Origin of the sequence: Vibrio bathopelagicus (genome assembly GCF_014879975.1) — a bacterium.
In the GTDB taxonomy this organism is placed as follows: Bacteria; Pseudomonadota; Gammaproteobacteria; order Enterobacterales; family Vibrionaceae; genus Vibrio; species Vibrio bathopelagicus.
In genome coordinates, this window is record NZ_CP062500.1 from 1,077,230 (window position 1) to 1,090,515 (window position 13,286).

General features: G+C 44.3%; 14 protein-coding genes. 9 read left to right on the top strand and 5 right to left on the bottom strand.

The genetic code is table 11. The features are described 5' to 3' along the window. On the bottom strand, window positions 1–1,344 hold the full coding sequence (locus IHV80_RS04900) for a sigma-54 interaction domain-containing protein (RefSeq protein ID WP_192890246.1): 1,344 nt from the start codon (window positions 1,342–1,344) through the stop codon (window positions 1–3). 282 nt (window positions 1,345–1,626) lie between these two features. On the opposite strand from IHV80_RS04900, the gene IHV80_RS04905 reads away from it, so the two are divergent. The 4 genes from IHV80_RS04905 (at window position 1,627) to IHV80_RS04920 (ending at window position 5,581) form a co-directional block, all read left to right on the top strand. Beyond that, window positions 1,627–2,184 carry a DUF1439 domain-containing protein gene (locus IHV80_RS04905; RefSeq protein ID WP_192890247.1) on the top strand — a complete coding sequence of 186 codons (558 nt, stop codon included), beginning with the start codon at window positions 1,627–1,629 and terminating at the stop codon, window positions 2,182–2,184. Between the two features lie 223 nt (window positions 2,185–2,407). Continuing rightward, the gene (locus tag IHV80_RS04910; RefSeq protein ID WP_192890248.1) at window positions 2,408–3,970 is read left to right on the top strand and encodes a glutamate synthase-related protein; all 1,563 of its coding nucleotides are present in this window, start codon (window positions 2,408–2,410) and stop codon (window positions 3,968–3,970) included. A gap of 275 nt (window positions 3,971–4,245) precedes the next feature. Then, on the top strand, window positions 4,246–5,037 hold the full coding sequence (locus IHV80_RS04915; protein WP_192890249.1) for an arylamine N-acetyltransferase family protein: 792 nt from the start codon (window positions 4,246–4,248) through the stop codon (window positions 5,035–5,037). Between the two features lie 19 nt (window positions 5,038–5,056). Then, on the top strand, window positions 5,057–5,581 hold the full coding sequence (locus tag IHV80_RS04920; protein ID WP_192890250.1) for an NADPH-dependent FMN reductase: 525 nt from the start codon (window positions 5,057–5,059) through the stop codon (window positions 5,579–5,581). 108 nt (window positions 5,582–5,689) lie between these two features. Here IHV80_RS04920 and IHV80_RS04925 read toward each other — a convergent pair whose 3' ends face one another. Then, a complete protein-coding gene (locus IHV80_RS04925) occupies window positions 5,690–6,502 on the bottom strand; it encodes an enoyl-CoA hydratase/isomerase family protein (RefSeq protein ID WP_192890251.1) in 813 nt (270 codons plus the stop codon). Between the two features lie 130 nt (window positions 6,503–6,632). On the opposite strand from IHV80_RS04925, the gene IHV80_RS04930 reads away from it, so the two are divergent. Together IHV80_RS04930 and soxR are read left to right on the top strand one after the other, a co-directional pair. Next, entirely contained in the window at window positions 6,633–7,592 is a 960-nt protein-coding gene (locus IHV80_RS04930) for a LysR family transcriptional regulator (protein ID WP_192890252.1), read from the top strand. A gap of 141 nt (window positions 7,593–7,733) precedes the next feature. Further along, window positions 7,734–8,174: a redox-sensitive transcriptional activator SoxR gene (gene soxR, locus IHV80_RS04935; protein ID WP_192890253.1), complete on the top strand. Its 441-nt coding sequence runs from the start codon at window positions 7,734–7,736 to the stop codon at window positions 8,172–8,174. A gap of 17 nt (window positions 8,175–8,191) precedes the next feature. On the opposite strand, the gene IHV80_RS04940 is transcribed toward soxR, so the two are convergent. Both IHV80_RS04940 and IHV80_RS04945 read right to left on the bottom strand, forming a co-directional pair. Continuing rightward, a complete protein-coding gene (locus IHV80_RS04940) occupies window positions 8,192–8,971 on the bottom strand; it encodes a carbohydrate deacetylase (RefSeq protein ID WP_192890254.1) in 780 nt (259 codons plus the stop codon). A gap of 86 nt (window positions 8,972–9,057) precedes the next feature. Then, entirely contained in the window at window positions 9,058–10,386 is a 1,329-nt protein-coding gene (locus IHV80_RS04945; protein WP_192890255.1) for a 6-phospho-beta-glucosidase, read from the bottom strand. A gap of 104 nt (window positions 10,387–10,490) precedes the next feature. Here IHV80_RS04945 and IHV80_RS04950 point away from each other — a divergent pair, with 104 nt between their 5' ends. The 3 genes from IHV80_RS04950 (at window position 10,491) to IHV80_RS04960 (ending at window position 12,374) form a co-directional block, all read left to right on the top strand. Continuing rightward, window positions 10,491–11,375, top strand: a complete 885-nt coding sequence (locus tag IHV80_RS04950) for a LysR substrate-binding domain-containing protein (protein WP_192890256.1) — start codon at window positions 10,491–10,493, stop codon at window positions 11,373–11,375. Window positions 11,376–11,451: 76 nt separating this feature from the next. Further along, window positions 11,452–11,832: a VOC family protein gene (locus IHV80_RS04955; protein WP_086712287.1), complete on the top strand. Its 381-nt coding sequence runs from the start codon at window positions 11,452–11,454 to the stop codon at window positions 11,830–11,832. A 122-nt stretch (window positions 11,833–11,954) separates the two neighbouring features. Continuing rightward, a complete protein-coding gene (locus tag IHV80_RS04960) occupies window positions 11,955–12,374 on the top strand; it encodes a globin (protein WP_192890257.1) in 420 nt (139 codons plus the stop codon). 119 nt (window positions 12,375–12,493) lie between these two features. On the opposite strand, the gene IHV80_RS04965 is transcribed toward IHV80_RS04960, so the two are convergent. After that, the gene (locus tag IHV80_RS04965; protein ID WP_192890258.1) at window positions 12,494–13,264 is read right to left on the bottom strand and encodes a DUF481 domain-containing protein; all 771 of its coding nucleotides are present in this window, start codon (window positions 13,262–13,264) and stop codon (window positions 12,494–12,496) included. Between the last annotated feature and the right edge of the window lie 22 nt (window positions 13,265–13,286).

The following is a 13,286-nucleotide window of genomic DNA, read 5'->3' on the forward strand; positions in this document are numbered from 1 at the left end:
TTAAATTATTATCTGATGTTTTTTGATCAGCTTGTATAAGGTTGTCCGAGAAATAGACAACGCTTTAGCTGATTGAGAAATATTGTAGTGGTGTTGCTGAATCACTCGACGAACATTTTTTGAAGAAAGTCGAGTGTCATTCTCAGTGTCGTGCGACGCGTCTTTCAATTGAATCCCCATATGACGAGTAGAGAGGGCACTTGAATTAGAAAGAACAATCGCTCTTTTTATGCAGTTGAATAATTCTCGGACATTGCCCGGCCAATGGTACTGTTTCATTTGCTCAAGGGTGTCACTAGGCAGTTTGGTTTTGGATGCGTAATTGTGCTTCAGTTCAAAGCGAACCAAATCCTCAATGTCTTCTTTGTGATCATTGAGTGGCACTAAATCCAATGGAAGTACATTGATCCGGTGAAAGAGATCCTTTCGAAATTTACCCGCAGCAACGGCCTGTTCGATGTTGACGTTGGTGGCGAAAATTACGCGGCAATCTACGGGTAATTGGTTGTTACTGCCCAATCGCTCTATCAAGTTATTTTCTAGAAAATGGAGTAAGTAGGTTTGTAGTGACAGTTCAAGATCGCCGATCTCATCCAAAAATAGCGTGCCACCATTCGCTCTTTCCACGTGTCCGACGTAGCGTTTGTTTGCTCCCGTGAACGAGCCTTTTTCAAAGCCAAATAACTCTGAGTGAATTAGGGATTGTGGAATAGCGCCACAATTGACAGCGATGAAAGGTTTTTGACTGCGTGCTGAGGCCTCATGTATTAAACGCGCACATAGGCTTTTTCCTGTTCCTGTCTCTCCTTGAATCAGCACTGGGAAATCGTTGTTAGCGATCTTAGCTATCTTCTTTTTAAGTTGCTGGATGGTGTTTGATTGGCCCACCAATTGATACTCACCGATCGAGACTGGCTTGGACTTGTTTTGCTTGCAATCTATCATGCCATACGCGTGCCCTAAGCTACGGGCAAGCCATTCGGTATCAATGGGCAGATGGTAATAGTCCCAGAAGGTTTGCTTAATGAGTGGCAAGTCGTGACTTGGTGGCAGGCTACAGATAGCGATTGCTTTTAAACTTGGAGAATGAGCCTTCAGTGCTGAAATTTGCTCACATTGTTTGTCGATTGAAGATGATGTTAGACAGGAAACGACAATTGGTGTGCAGCAGTGACTGTGGGAATTGAGCAAGTGAATGGCCTGCTCGCTGGTTTCTGCAAGTTGAGCTTTCCATTTATGGAGACGCAGTTCCTCTACCCACTGTTTATGATGCAGGCATGCGGTGTTGCATAACAGAATCACGGAACGAGTTGTTGGTTCAGGTGATACTCTTTTTGATGGCATTGTGCTCACTCTTCATGTTTCTATCCATGATGAAACCTTTAGTAAGCCCCCTAAATACCCCATAAGCTTAGAAGTAAAATTCAATTAATTCGAGTACACAAATTCGGGAACGTTGAGTTAACAAGTGGCATTACCTTAAGAGACAACGTCAATCTGAAGCTTTACTTACTGATAGTTATGCTTATTAATAAAGGTATTAACTAATATCGTGTTTTTACTGTTTTGTGCACGGTTCACAAGGTAAACTTCGCGTAAGTCACTAAATATAAAGAGCTGATATCTATGAGAATTAAATTATCGAGAATGATCATTCCAGTTGTTTCAGCGTTGATGTTAGGCGGGTGTGTTAGCTATAGCGTTACTGAACAAGAAATGACGAACTATCTTCAAGATTCTGTGATGTTAGAGCAAGAAGTCGGTGTGCAAAACGTTATGTATGCGCAAGTGGCTGTCGATGACTTAGCGGTGAAAATTGGCCGAGCTGATGCCGAGCGCGTTTCTGTTCTGGCGAATACCAATGCACAAGTTCAGGTGTTTAACGTGCCGAACATGAGGTTGGATCTTGATATCGAGTTCAGTGCGATTCCTGAATATGACAAAGAGAGTGGCGAGATTTATTTGAAATCACTGCGTTTAGAGCGCTTTGAAGAAAAAGACAAACAGCTTTCGCCTGAGATCGCCAAACTACTTAAGCCTGCCGTTTCTATGATTGGTTTTGCGTTGTCTCAGTCGCCAGTTTACAAACTCGACAGCAATAAGGTTCAAGAGTCATTGATTAAGTCTTCGGAACCTAACCTTGTGATTAAAGACAACAAGCTGGTCATCGAGTTATTCGATTAACCTTTCACGTTTAGCTTAGACTCAGTAAAACACAATGGCTGCCAGTTTGGTGGCCATTTTTGTTTGTGTTGAACAGGCAATGCTTCTTTTTTTAGGCTGTCTATTAAGCTTGCTTTCTCAGGCTCATTTATTGAATTAGCCGCGTATCTCACCTTTACTTTACTCTTGTGAGCAAGTCATCGCTGCAGTCATCAAATCATAAGAAAGAAAAGGTGAACGAACTATGAAGAATCCAGTGATAGCGGATACCAAGCCCATCAAAGTGGAGCTAACAGAAGGGGAGGAGTATTACTTCTGTACCTGTGGTAAATCGAAAAACCAACCTTACTGCGACGGCTCTCATGCAGGAACCGGCTTCAAACCGAAGAGTTTCGTGGCCGAGGAAAACGGCGACGCCTATCTGTGTCGCTGTAAGTATTCAAACAATCTTCCTTTTTGTGATGGTACCCATAAACAGTTTACGGCTGAACAAGTAGGTCAAGAAGGCCCCGATGTTCATATCCAAGCGGCAACGCCAGATCGCTCGCCAGCGGCTTCTGCAACCAAAGAAGAACCCACGGTTGAGTTCATTCATCAATTAGCACGAGATGGTTTATCTAAGGTTGGGCATCACGGGCCAATGACATCGATGGGTGTTCCAAGATATCTATTACCTCATTGGGATGATATTCAAGTGATGGTTGCACAAATGGCGACGAAACCTCTGTTGGAACATGTGCCAGTAGGTACTGAGCTTATTATTGGGCCAAAAGCGAAAAAACCGCTCAAATTGAACATCTCCTTGTTTGTATCTGATATGAGTTTTGGTTCTTTGTCTGAAGAAGCCAAGGTCTCTTTAGCGACAGGTGCGGAGCTCGCGGGAACGGGAATCTGCTCGGGTGAGGGCGGTATGTTGCCCGAAGAGCAGGCTGCGAACTCTCGTTACTTTTATGAATTAGCCAGTGCTCAGTTTGGTTACGATGAAGCGAAGCTCAAAAATGTCCAAGCCTTCCATTTTAAAGGCGGACAAGGGGCTAAAACCGGAACAGGCGGTCACTTACCGGGGGCTAAGAATATCGGCAAGATTGCAGAGGTGCGCGGCATTGAAGCGGGTACAGCTGCGATATCTCCACCTACCTTTGTTGATCTAAAAACCGTCGAGGATTTCAAGAAATTCGCTGACCGAGTTCGAGAAGTGACGGGCGGAATCCCAATTGGCTTCAAGTTGAGTGCCAATCATATTGAAGAGGATATTCAGTTCGCATTGGATGCCAGTGCCGATTACATCATCTTGGATGGGCGTGGCGGTGGTACTGGGGCGGCGCCAGAAATGTTCCGCGACCATATCAGTGTGCCAACGATTCCAGCTTTAGCTCGTGCTAGAGCCTATCTAGACAAGCAAGGTGTCAGTGACAGAGTCACATTGATTATCACGGGTGGTTTACGTGTGCCGATGGACTTTGTGAAAGCGATGGCGCTTGGCGCTGATGGTGTCGCTATCTCAAACAGTGCCATGCAGTCGATAGGTTGTGTGGCGGCGAGAATGTGCAACACCAATAATTGCCCAGCGGGTATTGCGACTCAGAAGGCCGATTTACGCCAGCGTTTAAATGTGGAGAAGGCATCGAATCAGCTTAAAAACTTCTTCGAGGCGTCGACAGAATTAATGCAAGTGATGGCGAGAGCGTGTGGGCATGATCACTTGAATCAGTTTAATCCTCACGATTTGGCAACATGGAATCGTGAAATGGCAGAACTATCGGGCGTGACATATTCTGGTGTCAGTCCACTAAACCCACTTAAGTAAACAGCACATCGATAAAGCACACTCACTGTATTTATGGGTGTGCTTGTTTTCGTCTGTGTAATACTAATCTATATTTATCCTTTCGTAATTAACTGCTTTATAAGCACTTTTAAATTATTTCCTATTTTTTGAAAATATCGCTTTACCTCAAGTTAACTTGAGGTTTTATCATCGTCCCCAATCTAAAAACATAAAGCATCACCTTGTCACTTTTAAGGGCAGCAAGCTCAGTAGAAGCAAGTCATGAGATGACAAAAACGAATCAGGGGTTAGGTATGGAACAGAGTCAAATCAGCGAGTATTTTTCAAGGATCGGCTTATCTCAACCAAGCGATACCACAATAGAGAGCCTAAAGGCGATCCATCAACACCAACACAGAAGTATCCCGTTTGAAAACTTTGATGTGGTTCAGGGGTTGCCGATTCAGCTTTCAGCAGACGCACTGCATGAGAAGCTAGTAGTAAATCAGCGAGGCGGTTATTGCCAAGAGTTAAATGGACTGTTGTTGAACGTATTAAGCCACTTGGGCTTTGAAGCGAGAAGTTTACTTGGCCGTGTTCACTTAGCTGGTGAGCCTACAGGGCGTAGCCATCGCGTGACCTTGGTAACGATTGAAGGCAAACAATGGCTGGTGGATGCGGGCTTTGGCACCTTTACCCCTCGAGCGCCGTTACTACTAGAAACCAACTTAGAACAGTCTAATGACTTACAAACCTTCCGTTTCATAGAAGACGAACTGTACGGCTTGCTATTGCAAATCAAGCAGAGTGAAGAGTGGATGAACGTCTACAGCCTAGACATGACGTATGTGTGTGCCAACGACCTAGAGTCGAGCAACTTCTTTACCTCAAACAGTCCGAAATCGATTTTCACATCAAACTGTATTGCAGCGCTGCCGATTGAAGGTGGGATTGTCACGCTACTTAACCAGAAAATTAAAATTAGCAAAAACGGCTCAACAGAAGAGTGGTTACTTGAAGACGAGCCTGCTTATTTTGCTGCATTACAAACGTACTTTGGTCTAGCGCCAAATGCGCCTTTTCAAACTTTAGAGAAATGTTTCTAACCAAATTCGAGGATCAACAATGAAAGTATTAGCGATTGGCGCGACCAACAGTAAAGCATCGATTAACCAACAATTAGCAGCGTACACCGCAAGCTTAGTCGAGGGCGCGCAAGTAGAGGTGCTGGATCTTAATGATTTCGAGATGCCTATTTATAGTGAAGACAGAGAAAAAGAGTCCGGCGTTCATCAACACGCGCAGCGCTTTTTTAGCAAGATTGGTGAAGCTGACGCTGTGGTCATCTCCTTTGCAGAGTACAACGGCTCATACACCGCGGCCTTTAAGAATGTGTTTGATTGGACATCACGAATCGACATGAAAGTGTATCAAGGCAAGCCTGTAGTCATGCTTGCTACCTCTCCGGGCCCAGGTGGTGCGACTTCGGTGTTATCTTCTGCGGTTAACTCTGCGCCTTACTTCGATGCCGATGTAAAAGGCTCAATGTCAGTGCCAAGCTTCTACGATAACTTCAATATGGAAACTGGTGAGATGACCAACCTAGAGATGATCGACAATCTTAAGATGATTATGAAAAAGATCGGCTAAGTGGTTTTAGTACATTCAGTTCATTCGGCTCATTCGGTTCATTCAGTGAGTGGGTAGATCTTAAAAGTAAAAGGCAGCCATAACGTAATGGCTGCCTTAGGTGCTGTATTAGTTTGATAACTCAGCGGCGGTATCAACGAAGATACCTTGAATGTCTTTCGCTTCACGTTCAGTTTGACCGCCATGTTTTAAGAATGCTGCAATGATGGCTGCTGTTTTTTGCTCTTTTGCACGCTCTAAGAAGTAACGCGGTTCTAGCTCTGCGCCCGCTTGCTCATCTTTGATTGAGGTTGCGATGATCTCTTTGTACATCACGATGTCACGCACTTCCAATTGGCTGATCACACCAAGTGTTGCCGCTAAGAAATCTTCAAGCTCTGCTTTCGGTACGAACTGAGTGATGATATTGCGACTTTCAGCTTGTTGAGCCGTAAAATCGTTACCGAGCAACAATGCTTGCAGCGCTTTGTTTTTACCCATGCGTCTTGCAAACTGCACCGCGCCTTGACCACCGGTTGGGATGTTTACATGAATTTCTGGTTGTGCGAACGCTGAGTTTTCAGTGCCATAAGCAAGGTCACACGCCATCACAAATTCATTGCCTCCACCACGAGCGACACCATCAACAATAGCCACAGAGACTTGTTTCATCGCTTTGATGTTTTCAATCATGTGGTTGAATTCGATTGAGCCAGCTTGCCCACCTTGGGTGCCGTTGATCACGTTTAGATCTAAATGAGCAAGGAAGAACTCAGCATGCCGTGATTTGAATACCACCACTTTAGTATCGCGGTCATCTTTTAGCGAAAGAACAAACTCATTGATTTCATTAATTAAATCGAAAGTTAATACGTTCGCTGGTGGATTGTTGATTGATACAGTAGCAATGCCATTTTGAGTAGAAATAGATAGTAATGCCATTTTAGTTTCCTCTAATAATTTGGGACTGAATGTTGTCTCCGTTATGTGCAGCTACTATAGATTTGTAATAAGATGAGAAAAATAGTCATATTGGCACCTAATTGGTGCTTCAAATGCAACAAAGGGCGTTATGGATACATCAAGTCGTTTATTATTGCTGTTGGAAGTGATCGAACTAGGCTCATTCGTCAAAGTCGCTGAGCAGAGGAACGTTGACCGTTCTGTCATCTCTAAACAGATCAGTCGTCTTGAAGAAGAGCTCGATGTCCGACTGTTGAACAGAACCACTCGCTCTTTGTCGCTCACTGCCGCTGGCAACGAGATGGTCAACCAAGCCTATCAATTGCGAGCCTTGCTCAATGACACACAACGCTTGGCACAGAACTACCATTCAGAGCCTAGAGGCCTGTTAAGAATTACGAGCTCTACCATGTTTGGTAGGCAGTATGTTCAGCAAGCCATATCAGTGTTCCAGAAACAGTATCCGGATGTCGATTTTGAATTGAGGCTCGAAGATCGCATCGTTGATATGGTCAAAGAAGGGTTCGATATTGGCTTTCGTATTGGTAAGCCCAAAAACTCTAGCTTAATCAGCCGCAAGATAGCGCGAAGCCGACTCTTGATTGTCGCGTCTCCTGAGTTCATCGATAGACATGGGGCAATTGACACTATCGAAAAACTAGAGTCACTGCCTGCCACCATTTATGCCGCACCGGGGTTGGTGATCGACAAATTCTCTTACCGTGATGGAGAGGGCAATACACAGCATTTTCAGCTCAACGCGACCTATAAGGTGAATGATGTGGAGATGATTCCGAAGAGCGCACTAACAGGTAATACTTTGGCGGTGGTTACGGCACAGATGATCACTGATGAAGTATTAAAGGGCGAGTTAGTACCTATCATGACGCATTTGCCATTGGATGATTTTGGTACCTTCTATGCGGTTTATCCTCATCGAGACGCGCCGATAAAAACCAAGCTTTTCATCGACACTTTAAAATCGATAGTCGGGGAAGAACAGCCTGTTTGGGAGCAAGGTATTGCGGGCTTTGATGGGATGTATGGTAATCGCAGAATGAAATCATAAGCCGCTTATCACTGAGGTGATTGTATAACACTCAGTTGAATTTGTTACCTAAGCTCAAATTTAGATCTAAAGTTAAAGTGAACTCTATTGTTCTGTATATATTAGATAGTGCATTGGATACTCGAAAAGGGAAGTAAGGACATGAGAAACGTAGTGTATTTAACGATTGGTCAACTATCAGAGCGCAGTGGTGTTGCGCCTTCGGCTCTGCGTTTCTACGAAACCAAAGGACTGATCGCCTCTATCCGTACCAACGGTAATCAACGCCGTTATCAATCAGCGATGCTGAGACGAATTGCCCTTATTCAAGTTGCGCAGTCGATAGGCTTTACTCTTGAAGAGATCACGGAGGAGCTGTCTACCTTACCGATGAATCAGACCGCGACTAAGCGGGATTGGGAACGAGTCGCTAAGAAGTGGCAAGGGCAACTCGACAGCAAGATGGCACAAATCCGTTCGTTACAAGAAAACCTGACAGGCTGTATTGGCTGTGGTTGTTTAAGTATGCAGAAGTGCCATTTATTAAACCCAGAAGATATTCTTCATGATCAAGGGCAGGGCGCACAGCGGATCGGTGAGTAGCCTCGATACCGCCTTGATTATCGATTTTGACTCGTTAATAGGTCATCAAACCCAATACACTCAATTTGGTTGTCATCAAGCCACACTTTTAGCTTTGGGTCAGTAAGGAGTTGATATTCTTCTGCACGTTTATGACTGTAACTTGATAGTGACGTGAGTTGCTCACTGGCTGTTATAGAAGGGTGACACATCAACTCAACTACTCCTTTTGGCATGATGGCTTGATAGCTTAGTAGTAAGTCCTGGAGTTTTTCCAATGACACTCCGTCATCGAAAAATCGCATATCGAATGCATCAGGGGTTGGAACTTGGAGATGTTGTTGTCCTTCAATGATGTTATCGATACGACGAACGGGCAACCCGAGTTGATTGGCAAAATGTGTAAAAGCTTCTTTCAAGGGTTTAAACACCCCACTAAAGTGATGGCTGTCGATGTGGTTTATTGTTAATCCAGCATCTAGAGTCGCTTGATACTGTGCCTTAAGCTCTAGTGTCACTTCGTTAGGGCAAACATCGGATTTGTTCATTAGCGTCGTTTTATCCCAAAACAAACCATTATCATCGACCAAGCTTGGAACTAACTCTGGGTCTGATAGCGGTTTTCCGGAAGTCACTGTAAAGTGCAAGCCAACCTCTGGGACTAAACCTTGGTGATAGAGCTCGATAGCATGTTGCGTTCCGGGTTGGTTCATCATGATAGTGGTTGATTTAACTATCCCCGCTTTAAAGCAGTCGACGATGCCATGGTTCACGCTTTCAGTGAGGCCGAAATCATCGGCGTTGAGTATCAATTTCATGATGACCTCTTATTAAAAAATTTGGATTCAATATCTGAATGAGCTCAGCTCTCACGGAGCTCATTAGCTGCTAACAAAGTGCCACACTAAGCGAGTCGATGAGCGAACGCAGGCATGAAGTCTAAGTTCTCGCGAATGGTTTCTAGCAAGGCCTCATCGATGTGCGAACCACTATCGACAATCGGGTTTAAGATCAGAGCTCGTTTTGCTAACGCTACATCACCTGACATCGCCGCTTGGACGGTGAGAGTTTCAAACTCTTTCATTTGCTGTATCAAGCGCAGCGTGTCGCTATCAAAAGGTTCAACGTTGAGTGGCAAGATTGCGCTGCTAGTGATCACCGAGCTCACTTCTACCGCACAGTCATCGGGTAATCCTTGAATCGCGCCATTGTTACGGGTGTTAACATGCATGATAGAACGTTTGTTATTGTGGATACTGCTCATCAGCTCACATGCTGCTTCAGAGTAGTATGCGCCTCCTCTCTCTTCTAATAATTGAGGTTTGGTATCCAGCATCGGATCTTTGTATATCTCTAGCAGTTGTTGTTCGACCTTTGCAACTAGGTCTGCACGATTGGTGCTATTTTCAGAAGCCACAAACTCTTTGTCTAAGATGTCTCGTGACTGATAGTAGTAACGTAAGTACGCACATGGCACTAAGTTCAGTGAGCGAATAAGCTCGCCGTCCCATTCGAATGGCGGGATGTTTTTTGGCATCATTTGATCGTTGCCACCAAGGAGTTGCTCGATGATCTCGCCCAGCTTATCTTGACCTTCATGGAGCACTTTACGAGCCCACACTAGGTGGTTCAAGCCCGCAATTTGTATCGTAATATCTTCACGTTTTGCGCCAAGCATTTTGGCTGCACCAAGCTCCATGTTGACTGGAACGTTACACAGACCAACGGTTTTAATCGACGAGTGTTTAAGCAGAGCTTCGGTAACCATGCCTGATGGATTGGTGAAGTTGAGTAGCCATGCGTTCGGGCACAGTTCTTCCATCTCTTTTGCTATCTCGAGTGCAATTGGGATAGTTCTACATGCATTAGAGAAACCACCTAAGCCATTAGTTTCTTGGCCAATCATGCGATATTTTAATGCGATTCGTTCGTCGCGTAGCCTGGCCTCCATTCTTCCAGCGCGAAACTGTGAGCAGACAAAATTCGCGTCTTTCAGGGCTGATTTTCGATCCGTGGTGAGGTGAACATTAATCTCACAGCCTGCTTTGTTTATCATTCGCTTAGTGAGGGCCGAGATTATCTCTGCTTTTTCCATTCCTGCTTCGATATCGACCAACCACAGATCAGAGATAGGTAATTCGTGATGGCGCTTGAGTAGGCCTTCAACGAGCTCTGGGGTGTAACTTGATCCACCACCAATCACGGTTACTTTGAGTTTTTGATTCTGTTGCATGCTGTTCACCATTTAATGTTGTAGATTACTTGGTTTAATTTATATGATGGTCACATACACTGACAAACCAGTTATGACGACTTATGAATTAGTGAGGTTAATCCATGGGGCTATTCGAAAACCGCCAACAAACGCTGTCACTGCTGCACACCTTTAGTGTTTCGGCCAAGCATCTAAGCTTTACGCTTGCAGCCGATGAGTTGTGTTTGACTCAAGGTGGGGTAAGCCATCGCATCAAAAAATTGGAACAACAACTGAAGTTCAACCTGTTTGTGCGTAAGACAAGAAAGCTAGAACTAACTCCAGAGGGACAGCGAGTTTTATCCATGTTGAATGTCTCATTTGAGTCAATTTTTTCTGAACTGATGGACATTCAAACCGGTGGACTAAGTGGTGAGTTGTACATCGCGACATCGCCTTATTTTGCATCATCTTGGCTAATGCCGCGCTTGCCAGAATTCAGACGATTGTATCCAAATCTAAGCATTAAACTGCAAACGAAACAGAACCAATCCGACTTCCAGTTTGAACCTTATGATGTGGCAATTTTCTATAGCGAAGGCCACTATCCCAATCACTACAGCGAGCGGTTGTTTAATGGGATAAGAACACCGGTGTGCAGCCCTGAATACGCGAATAAATTTAGTTTGGAAAAGGGTATTAAGTATTTAGATGGTGTTCAATTCATCCATAGTGGAGACATTACAGCTTGGCAGCGCTGGTTGTGTGAAGCTCAGAGTGATGTCGATTGCACTTTGCAGTGTGACTATTACAGCGATAACCGCTTGGCGATGGATGCTGCGATATTATCGATGGGGCTAGCATTAGGGCGGTTAGAGTTCATGAAACCGCAGATTGAACAAGGCTTGCTAGTCGCGCCTTTTATGAGCATTGAATCGGGCAAAGGGTATGACTTAGTGTGTCCTAAAGGGATGGAGCAACGAACTAAGTTTCAGGTGTTTACTCAATGGGTTAAGCAACAGTTGTGACCGAATAGCGTGCCTAGACAAACGCAAATTATAGGTCTAGTTTAGGGTGTTCTTTCAATAAAAGAAGAGGTTAGTTATGTTCAGCCATGTATTTCTCGGTACTGAAAATATTGAACGCGCAAAGTCTTTCTACGACTCTATTATGACGGTGCTTGGTTATTGCGAAGGCTCTGTGGATCCTAAAGGACGTTGTGTTTACGTCACTCAAACGGGTGTATTGGGTTTAACGAAACCGATTGATGGTCAGCCTGCTACTCATGGTAATGGTATGACTGTGGGTTTTCTAGCGAGCTCACCAGACGCTGTCGATGAATGGCATCGTATCGGAATAGAGAATGGAGGCACAAGCATTGAGAATGGGCCGGGTATGAGAGGGACCGATGAGCGGCCACTTTACATGGCTTACCTGCGAGACCCTGATGGAAACAAGATCTGTGCAACTCACTTTATGCCATAGTTCATTTTATGCCATAGTGGCGTATAATTAGGGAGTGTTGATTGTTCAGAGTTAGCTAATGGCAACTCTTGAGCTTTCTCATTATTCGAAGGATTGACGGATTATTGCAAAGGACCTGCTAGATGACACCGAATGAACTGTTTTATGAGAGCTTTGAGCGTTGCCGGATTGACCAAGAATTCTTGGAGAGTTTTCTAGCGGATTTCTGCAAACATAACCCTAGATTTTCGGAGAGATTCGAAAGTATAGGCTTAGAACAACAAACCAAGATGCTCAAGGCCTCGATCATTCTTATTTATAACTCTTCTGGCCTGCCAAGTGTGCGGAACTCCGTTAAGAGGCTGGGTAAAAGGCATAAAGACTTAGGGTTGGATATTTCAGAGCAAGAACTTAACGAGTGGTTTAATTCTTTGCTTAATACGGTTAAGAAGTATGACCCACTTTATGACGCTCGAGTTGAGCAAGCTTGGGCTGAAACCCTCGCTGCGGGCCTGAATATTATGAAGAAAGAATGCGTGGTTCCAAGCTCTGTGAATAACTAGATCGTTGATTCTGCGATTCTCAGTTTTGCTTGTTCGTTATTTAAAGCGGGCAATAGCGTCTGAAAGGATGACATTGTAAGGTAAGCCTAACGATATCAGGCTTACCTCTTATTATTTGACTAAAAATGAGCGGCCCAACCAATCAAGAAACCTTGTGATGCCGTATCGTACTCAAAAGTGCCTTTGTTTTCGTAATCAACCCAAGTCGATTTGTATGCGATGTTTAAATCAGACCAACTGTTTATCTGGTATCGAACTCCAGTCAATAGAGATGAGGTAAAGTCGGTATCACTGCCAAGCCCTGCATCAATAGTTGTGTGAAACTTCCAATCCTTATTGATCTGCGTTATCCATCTCACACCTATTTGATAGTCTATCCAATCTTCATCAAGTGATCGGTCGACACTTAGACTACCGCCTGAACCGTAAAGCTTGGCATCAATGTCGTTATCCCACCAACGAAGTCCAAATAGATAGTCAATCGTGCCAAAATCGTATTGGTAGCGCTTAAAACCTTTTATATCTAAAACACCTTGTCGGATATCAAGATTGCCTTTCAATATCTCTAGGTTGGCATCTAACACCGAGTTTGTTTTTCCACTTAGCTTCATGAAGCTGTAGTCAATGTAATAGCCCCACTGATTGTTATAGATACCCTCTAAACGCACCATAGCGGTCATATCAAGGTGATCCATGATGAATGAAGGATCAACATCGACATCTGCTGACAAGTCACCAATGGTGCTGTCTCCACGAATATTGAGTGCGAGTGCGTAGATTTCGAAGCTATGCTGCCACTTTTTTGTATCCTCTTGTGCGCTTGCTTCTTGCGCATTTACGGTTGAACTAGCAGCCAGTGCTGATGCGAGTAGGTAACGCCATTTAGCCATGTTGATATCCCTATCTTAGCTG

What these genes read in the sequence shown, in the direction of transcription:
- IHV80_RS04900 (WP_192890246.1), bottom strand. Translation starts at nt 1,344, where the DNA reads ATGCCATCAAAAAGAGTATCACCTGAACCAACAACTCGTTCCGTGATT.
- IHV80_RS04905 (WP_192890247.1), top strand. Translation starts at nt 1,627, where the DNA reads ATGAGAATTAAATTATCGAGAATGATCATTCCAGTTGTTTCAGCGTTG.
- IHV80_RS04910 (WP_192890248.1), top strand. Translation starts at nt 2,408, where the DNA reads ATGAAGAATCCAGTGATAGCGGATACCAAGCCCATCAAAGTGGAGCTA.
- IHV80_RS04915 (WP_192890249.1), top strand. Translation starts at nt 4,246, where the DNA reads ATGGAACAGAGTCAAATCAGCGAGTATTTTTCAAGGATCGGCTTATCT.
- IHV80_RS04920 (WP_192890250.1), top strand. Translation starts at nt 5,057, where the DNA reads ATGAAAGTATTAGCGATTGGCGCGACCAACAGTAAAGCATCGATTAAC.
- IHV80_RS04925 (WP_192890251.1), bottom strand. Translation starts at nt 6,502, where the DNA reads ATGGCATTACTATCTATTTCTACTCAAAATGGCATTGCTACTGTATCA.
- IHV80_RS04930 (WP_192890252.1), top strand. Translation starts at nt 6,633, where the DNA reads ATGGATACATCAAGTCGTTTATTATTGCTGTTGGAAGTGATCGAACTA.
- soxR (WP_192890253.1), top strand. Translation starts at nt 7,734, where the DNA reads ATGAGAAACGTAGTGTATTTAACGATTGGTCAACTATCAGAGCGCAGT.
- IHV80_RS04940 (WP_192890254.1), bottom strand. Translation starts at nt 8,971, where the DNA reads ATGAAATTGATACTCAACGCCGATGATTTCGGCCTCACTGAAAGCGTG.
- IHV80_RS04945 (WP_192890255.1), bottom strand. Translation starts at nt 10,386, where the DNA reads ATGCAACAGAATCAAAAACTCAAAGTAACCGTGATTGGTGGTGGATCA.
- IHV80_RS04950 (WP_192890256.1), top strand. Translation starts at nt 10,491, where the DNA reads ATGGGGCTATTCGAAAACCGCCAACAAACGCTGTCACTGCTGCACACC.
- IHV80_RS04955 (WP_086712287.1), top strand. Translation starts at nt 11,452, where the DNA reads ATGTTCAGCCATGTATTTCTCGGTACTGAAAATATTGAACGCGCAAAG.
- IHV80_RS04960 (WP_192890257.1), top strand. Translation starts at nt 11,955, where the DNA reads ATGACACCGAATGAACTGTTTTATGAGAGCTTTGAGCGTTGCCGGATT.
- IHV80_RS04965 (WP_192890258.1), bottom strand. Translation starts at nt 13,264, where the DNA reads ATGGCTAAATGGCGTTACCTACTCGCATCAGCACTGGCTGCTAGTTCA.